Raw genomic sequence first — 7028 nt, 5'->3', positions numbered from 1 at the left:
CCCGGCCCGCGGTGATCCCGAGCATGGCCTCGTCCAGGCGGGTAACGCCTTCCGCGAACGCACGCTGCATGGCCATGCCCTGGCCCTGGCCGATCAGGCCGAGCGCCAGCAGATCCGGATCCTTGAAGCGGTCGGCGAGTGCGACCGCCGCGTCGAAACGGGCGACGGCGCCGGAGACATCGCCCGAAACCATCGCCATCAGGCCGAGAAGCATTTCACCGTATCCCGATGCGGCGCCGGCTTCGTCTGGCGCCGTGTCGAGTCGCTGCGCCCGCGCCAGCCAGCCGGAGGCCTGGGCCGGCTCGCCGTTCAAGAGCTGGATGAAGCCAAGCCAGTAGCCCCAGTAGGCGGCACGTTCGACGTCGCCGCGCTCGATGCAATCGTGATGGAGGCGCGTCCAGAGCGTGACGGCTTCGTCGTGCCGCCCCAGGAGATAGGCGGCCGTTGCCAGGTGCTCGAGGTCCGGCGGGTCGAGCGAGGCCGCACCGTCGGCGGCGGCCAGTTGCGCGTAGGCCGTCTTCCATTCCCGCCGGGCAAACGCCGCCCGGCCCTGAGCGAGTGCGTCGGTATGTGTCATCGGTAGCGAATACGCACCACAGTATCCGGCGGGGCGCAAGCCGCGTCCGCGCGGCCGGTCACAATCAAGGTGCGTTCAGAAAGAATATGCGCTTTTTCTTTGTCTGAATCCAATCGGAGGAGGCGACGATGCGGTGCTGAAGATGGGACGGGTGCCGTACATGCTGAAGATGGAGTACTAGGGACAGCTCGTCCGCCGCGAAGGCAAGGTACCCGACCGGGGACTCGGCTTCGCCGAGGTCATGACGGAGCAGGTGTTTGGCCAGGTTCAGCGAAAAAAGGGGCCGGAATGAATTTTCTAATCACTCCGGCCCCTTCAATACAGACTATGTCCGACTCATGCGATGGTGGCAGGGTGGATCAGGCCCCGCGAACAAAAAAGCCGCGCAGGCGGGGGAACAGGCCAACGAGCTTGTTCAGCTCCTGTTCCAATTCGTTTTCCAAATGCGCCTGCTCGCGCTGGAGCGCACGCAAAAATGCGATTCGTCGCTCAATGAAATGCAGATACAGAATCACGCTCACCAGTGCAGCATACAGGCACCACAATGCGGTAAAGGAATATTCCGCAATCAGATACACCAGCAGCAAGCCAAGCAGATTCAACCAACCGAACAACTGGATGGCGACGCTCCGGCTCAGGACCAGCGACCCGCAGGTCGTCAAGACATAGATGAACGCGACCCATAGATTCCCGGTGTGGGGATTGGAATAGACCAGCGAATAGTGGCTGATGAAGACCTGCGTCGGTTGCTGCAGCAGCCCCCAGGCCACGTACGCCATCAGCAACGCACCGACCAGCGCCAGCGCACCGATCATTTGGCGGCGCGGGCCACGTGGTTCCAGCAGCCAGATCGCGAGCGGCACCCAAAACGGCAAGATCGCCTGTGCATAAAAAATAAACAGCATGGAAGCGACTTGCAGAGTGCGCGGACTGACCATGTGGTACAGCCCCAACCAGACGAAGCCCTGGATGAATTGATGCAATCCAAATAGCAACGGGAGGCTGGCAAACACCAGCTCTGCCGGATGACTCACTTTCTTTAGTGTCAGCACCCCGATGACGAGCAGCACGCCGGCGAGGGTGAAATTTGCGACGATAAAAAACATATCTAAGGAAGCTTTGCGGCCATCTATTTGCCGACGACCGAGGCGACCACTTCGTTGAGATCTCCGCCAGCCTTACCCATCACATCAGCGATCGTGCCACCAAACATCATGCCCAGGAGTCCGACATTGAGTTGCGATACATAGACTTGTCCTTTCTTGTCTTCGTACACCCCGATCGCGAGGGGCATGAATGCCGTGACGCCCCGGTCCCCAGGGTTGGCCAGGATTCTCGAGGCGTAGGTCGGATTGCAGATATTCATGCTGGCGGTGTGTTCAATGGTACCGAATGCCGCCGTACTCTTCTGGTAGTCATTTACGGTTAACACTTTCCAGTCCCGCTTCTTGTTGAGAGCCTGCGTCAAAACAGCAATCGTATCGTCGTAGCCCAGTTTACTCCTGTGCTGAATCAGCATTACTGAAGGCATTGCAAACCACACGATCACACCCATAAGGAACATGCCGAACAGCACCCAGCCAAATGCATGTAGTGCGCTTTTTTTCATTTGTTGTCCTCCTCGAGCCACAAAGTGGAAGCTACCGGCTGGCACTTCCTTCCATAATACTCTTCTCTTTGGATAAGCACTCATACAGGTGCTCCATCAGCGCCTTCACGCGCGCGGTCTGGCGAAGATCCGCGTGGGTCAGAATCCAAAGCTCCGCTGCGCTTTTGAACGGTGGTGCGGCACGTTTCAGCAGGGGTTCTTTCTCACCGATCACGCAAGGAAGAACTGCGGCGCCCAGGCCTTCATTGGCCGCCCGGGTGACGGCAATGATGCTGCTGCATTTGAATACGATCCTGGGCGGAGAACTGCTGGTCCAGTAGGGCGCTGGAAACCAGTCGACCCCGTTGTCTATCCGAAGATAGTCGTATTCCGGAAAATCCAGGTGTTGCGCCTTTGTCAAATACGCCTGGGTTGCATAAACGGCAACATTGAAGTCGCCAACCTTCTTGCCAATGCAGTAGGGCGGTGGTTTCTTTGTCGTCCGGACCGCGATATCGGCCTCGTGTCTCGAAAGCTGCAGATCGTCACTGGAGACAATCAGCTCAACCTGAATATCCGGGTGCTTCTGATAAAAGCTGGCGATATGAGGGACCAGCAAAAAGCTGGTCAAACCTTCGGGGGCCGTGAGGCGTATGCTTCCCCTGAGCTGAAGGTCTTTGCCGCTCAACTCCCGTTCCAGGTCGAGGATGTCTTCCTCGATACCTTCCGCACGTTTCAGCACGGTCTCGCCGGCCTCGGTCATTTCGTAACCATGACTGAGCCGGTTGAAAAAACGCGTGGATAGTTTCTTTTCGATGGCATTGATCTGGCGGAATACCGTGCTGTGACTGGTGCCCAGCACCCTCGCCGCACCCGACAGGCTGCCCTCGCGGCATATGGCCAGTACCACTCTCAGATCATCCCAGTTCATCGTCGGATCGCCCTGAAACTGCACCTGTAGGTTTGTCCATATTTGCAAATCCATTTTGCAAATATGGCTATTTTTGTTCAATTAAAGACAGCCTATGATTACCGGAGCGGGTGAAGAAACGCCCCGTTTTCTGGCATCTGGAAGGAGATTCTGGTGTCATTTCCCGGGGAGGATCGATGAAGATCGATTCCCGGCAAAACGATTCAAAAATGGGGGGCTGGTTCATGCACTATCACACGGTAAGTGTCGGGGGTGGCCAGGCAGGTCTGGGGGTCAGTTATTACCTGGCGCAAAAAGGCATCGAACACACGGTGCTCGAGCAGGGAGACATCGGCGAGTCGTGGCAAACCCAGCGCTGGGACAGCTTCACCTTGAATACCCCGAACAGTCTCAGCGCCCTCCCGGGAGACGAAAACAGCCTGGAGAATCCCGGTGCCTTCATGAGCCGGGACGAATTTGTCGATTACCTGCAGAACTATGCCCGAAGGTCCGGACTACCGGTGCGAACCGGTACCGCGGTATCCAGGATAAGCAAGAACGGCAACGGTACCTTCCAGGTCGAGACGAGCTCGGATGCAATGACCGCGGACAATGTCGTGATTGCCTGCGGAAACCAGAACCAGGCCCGCGTGCCGAAGGCATGCGATGAGATCCCCGATTCGATCCTGCAACTGCATTCCGGAAACTACAAGCGACCGGATGCCTTGCCGGAGGGTGCCGTACTGGTCATTGGCAGCGGCCAATCCGGAGTGCAGATCGTCGAGGACCTGCTCGAAGCCGGGCACAAGGTCTACCTCGCCACCAGCAAGGTCGGTCGCGTGGTTCGTGCGCTACGTGGAAGGGACCTGATGGATTGGGCGGTGGAGGTCGGTTTTTATGATCAGACGATGAGCGACCTGGAAGACTCGCGCATGGCCTCCATGGCACAACCGCAAATCTCGGGAACGCGGGGCGGCCATACCGTCAGCCTGCAAGGCCTGGAAAAGATGGGGGCGATCTTGTTGGGACGCCTGCAGGGATGCACCGATGGAAAACTTCAGTTCGCCGATAACCTGGCCGAGAACATCATCTTCGCCGACCAGGTCTCGGCGAAGTTCAGGGGTATGGTCGAAGGATATATCGCCAAGCAAGGTATCGATGCGCCACCGGCGGAGGAGATTGAGGCCGACCTGCCCGATCCCGCGCCCCAGGATCGCAAGCCGCCAACAGAGCTGGATCCCGTAGAGGCAAACATCACGTCCTTAATATGGTGTACCGGTTTTAACGGAGACTTCAGCTGGATCGATGATATCGAGCTGGACGAAAAGGGTGTGCCGGTACATGAGCAAGGCGTTTCACCCCAGGAGGGTTTGTACTTCTGCGGATTTTCCTGGCTTAGAAAACGCAAGTCCGGATTGATCTATGGCATCTCGGAAGACGCGGCCTATATCGCCGACCAGCTGGCTGGATAAGCGAAGGCAGCGCGCCGGCGGCGGACTGGTCAGCACCTCGCGCGACCTTGCCCACTGGGGTGCCGCCCTGTTCACGGGAAAGGCCATGTCCGGCGACTATCTCCCGGAGTTGTTGCAGTCGGTACCCACCGACCCGAAGCTGAACACCGTCCGTTACGGCACCGGTGTCGCGATCCAGAAAAGCAGGCGCTTCGGGCCCGTGTACGGTCATGCCGGATGGATACCGGGATACGTCTCCAGTTTTCGTTACTACCGCGAAAGCGGCGTGACCATTGCCTTCCAGATCAATACCGACAAGGGCGTTCTTGGCAGTGGCAAGGATATTCTGGGAGATATCCAGGAACGGATCATGCAAGTGTTGGTCGGGAATACGAGCCTGGTTAACCCTGGGCAGCCAGCCGCTAGGTTAGTGCCCGGTTTCTTGAGAGATTAGAGGGGCGGGCCCGCTGCACAATTATCCAATATATTAATAGTATCGGTTCACATGAAGATGATCCTGGGGAGACATTGAAACTATTGTCGAATGTGTCCTTGGTTCAGAAGGAGAAACAGACGCCTTTTCCGCTATGGGAACCTTAATCGATTTCCTCATTCACTGGGTGACTCTTCACCCACATTTGACAGGCCTGTTTGTCGCTATAGTCGCCTGCGCAGAAGCCCTGGCGTTCGTTGGCCTGCTGGTACCGGGGGCTGTGTTGATGTTCGCCGCCGGCGCCTTGATTGGAATCGGCGCCGTAGAATTCTGGAGTGTATTTGCATGGGCGGTTGGTGGCGCCATTCTGGGCGATGGAATAAGTTATTGGCTGGGTTACCGCTACAAGAATCAAATCCGCAACTGGAGACCTATTCGTCGGCACGCGGAGTGGCTTGGCCGAGGTGAGTCCTTCTTTCACAAGCACGGCGGCAAGAGCGTCGTATTTGCGCGTTTCGTAGGCCCGGTTCGGCCCCTGCTGCCCGTTATCGCCGGCATGTTAAATATGCCGGCGAAACGTTTTTACCTCTACAACATATTATCCGCATTTGCGTGGGCTGCATTTCACCTCCTCATCGGCATGGGGGTTGGTGCCTCATTGGCCGTTGCCGGGCAGGTCGCAACCCGCCTGGTGCTGCTTATATTGCTATTGGCAACCTCGATTGGGGGCATCCTGTGGTTCGCGCGAGCCGTCCAGCGACTGGGTCAACCACACCTAACACAATGGGTGAACCAGGTTTTGACCTGGAGTCGCCAACACCCCCGGTTGGGCTGGCTCACAACGGAGCTTTTGGATCCCGCACGATCAGCACGAACCGCGTTAATCAGCTGGTTTGTTTTGCTGGTTGCATCGATCTGGCTATTTCTCGGCATCCTGGAAGACGTTGTGACCCGGGACCGGATCGTTTACGCGGGTCAGTCGGTATATCAATTATTGCAGTCAGTCCGCGTCCCCACGTTCGACTCGATCATGATTGTCTTCACAGAACTGGGAGATGCTACCGTCGTGGGCACTCTGGTTCTCGCAGTACTCGCGTGGCTTGTATGGCATCGCGCCTGGCGCGATGCAGCCTACTGGATCACGGCTGTCGTTTCCGGCGAGGCAATGGTCGCATTTCTCAGATTTGTCTTGAAAATGCCACGCCCGATAGCGTTATACGCTGGCACCGATGCATACAGTTTTCCAAGTGGTCATTCCACGTTTTCAGTCGTGGTGTATGGTTTTCTGGCAGTGCTTGTCTCATCCGCATTTGGTAGACGCTGGCGCTGGCTTCCCTTTGCTTTCGCTGGAATATTGGTGTCAGGTATCGCTTTCTCGCGCTTGTACCTCGGGGCACACTGGTTAGCGGACGTGGTCGCCGGTCTGGCACTGGGGACGGCCTGGGTTGCCCTTCTAGCAATTGCTCGTGAACGACGAGCCGCCCACTTGGCGATTCAATACCGCTTTGTGCTCATGATTGCTGCGGTCTTCACGATCGCAGCGGGTTGGCACATATTTCATCGATTCGATCAGGATGTTCAGCGGTATGCTCTCCAGCACCCGGTCCTGAAACTATCAGCAAGAAGTTGGTGGAATAAGGACTGGCAATCGATGCCCGCCTGGCGGATTGAACTTTCAGGGGAAATTGAGCAACCACTGAATATTCAGTGGGCCGGCAGTCAGGAATCAATTCAAGACTCCCTGCTTGCAAAGGGTTGGCACAAACCGACGCCTTTGGATTTCAAGAGCGCGCTATCGTGGTTCGCCCCCAATCCGACACTGAAATCACTTCCCGTATTGCCAAAGTTGAACAAAGGACGGTATGAGACTGTTTTACTTGTTCACCCGATCCAGGACAATTCGAAAGAGCAAAAACAATTGGTACTGCGATTGTGGCCAGCAGATGTAGAGCTTATCCCGTCGGGTACTCCGCTTTGGATCGGCACAATCGCTTCTCTAAAATTGCAGCATTTACCCTTGATTAGTTTTCCGAGACAAACCCATGAATATGACGTACCCGCTTTGCTTG

7 protein-coding genes are annotated in these 7028 nt (G+C 56.7%); 3 read left to right on the top strand and 4 right to left on the bottom strand.

The genetic code is table 11. The annotated features are described in order from the left end of the window. The 4 genes from P8X48_10270 to P8X48_10255 all read right to left on the bottom strand — a co-directional run. Window positions 1–577, bottom strand: a 577-nt coding sequence (locus P8X48_10270; protein ID MEJ2107696.1) for a hypothetical protein, incomplete at its 3' end; no start/stop codon positions are given. A 359-nt stretch (window positions 578–936) separates the two neighbouring features. Continuing rightward, window positions 937–1647 carry a hypothetical protein gene (locus tag P8X48_10265; GenBank protein MEJ2107695.1) on the bottom strand — a complete coding sequence of 237 codons (711 nt, stop codon included), beginning with the start codon at window positions 1645–1647 and terminating at the stop codon, window positions 937–939. 59 nt (window positions 1648–1706) lie between these two features. Then, window positions 1707–2186 (bottom strand): DUF302 domain-containing protein, encoded by a 480-nt coding sequence (locus P8X48_10260; protein ID MEJ2107694.1) that lies wholly within the window; start codon window positions 2184–2186, stop codon window positions 1707–1709. 31 nt (window positions 2187–2217) lie between these two features. Beyond that, window positions 2218–3096, bottom strand: a complete 879-nt coding sequence (locus P8X48_10255; GenBank protein MEJ2107693.1) for a LysR family transcriptional regulator — start codon at window positions 3094–3096, stop codon at window positions 2218–2220. A 176-nt stretch (window positions 3097–3272) separates the two neighbouring features. Between P8X48_10255 and P8X48_10250 the strand changes: the two genes are divergently transcribed. From P8X48_10250 to P8X48_10240, 3 genes are all read left to right on the top strand, one after another. Next, a complete protein-coding gene (locus P8X48_10250; GenBank protein ID MEJ2107692.1) occupies window positions 3273–4547 on the top strand; it encodes an NAD(P)/FAD-dependent oxidoreductase in 1275 nt (424 codons plus the stop codon). After that, window positions 4498–4980: a serine hydrolase gene (locus tag P8X48_10245; GenBank protein MEJ2107691.1), complete on the top strand. Its 483-nt coding sequence runs from the start codon at window positions 4498–4500 to the stop codon at window positions 4978–4980. Before P8X48_10250 ends, P8X48_10245 begins: the two co-directional genes overlap by 50 nt. A 133-nt stretch (window positions 4981–5113) precedes the next feature. After that, on the top strand, window positions 5114–7028 hold a 1915-nt coding region (locus tag P8X48_10240; protein ID MEJ2107690.1), incomplete at its 3' end, for a VTT domain-containing protein.

This window comes from Acidiferrobacteraceae bacterium, from assembly GCA_037388825.1.
Lineage (GTDB): Bacteria > Pseudomonadota > Gammaproteobacteria > Acidiferrobacterales > JAJDNE01 > JARRJV01.
The sequence above is the reverse complement of the archived record's forward strand: the minus strand, read 5'-3'. Positions and strand labels throughout refer to the sequence as shown.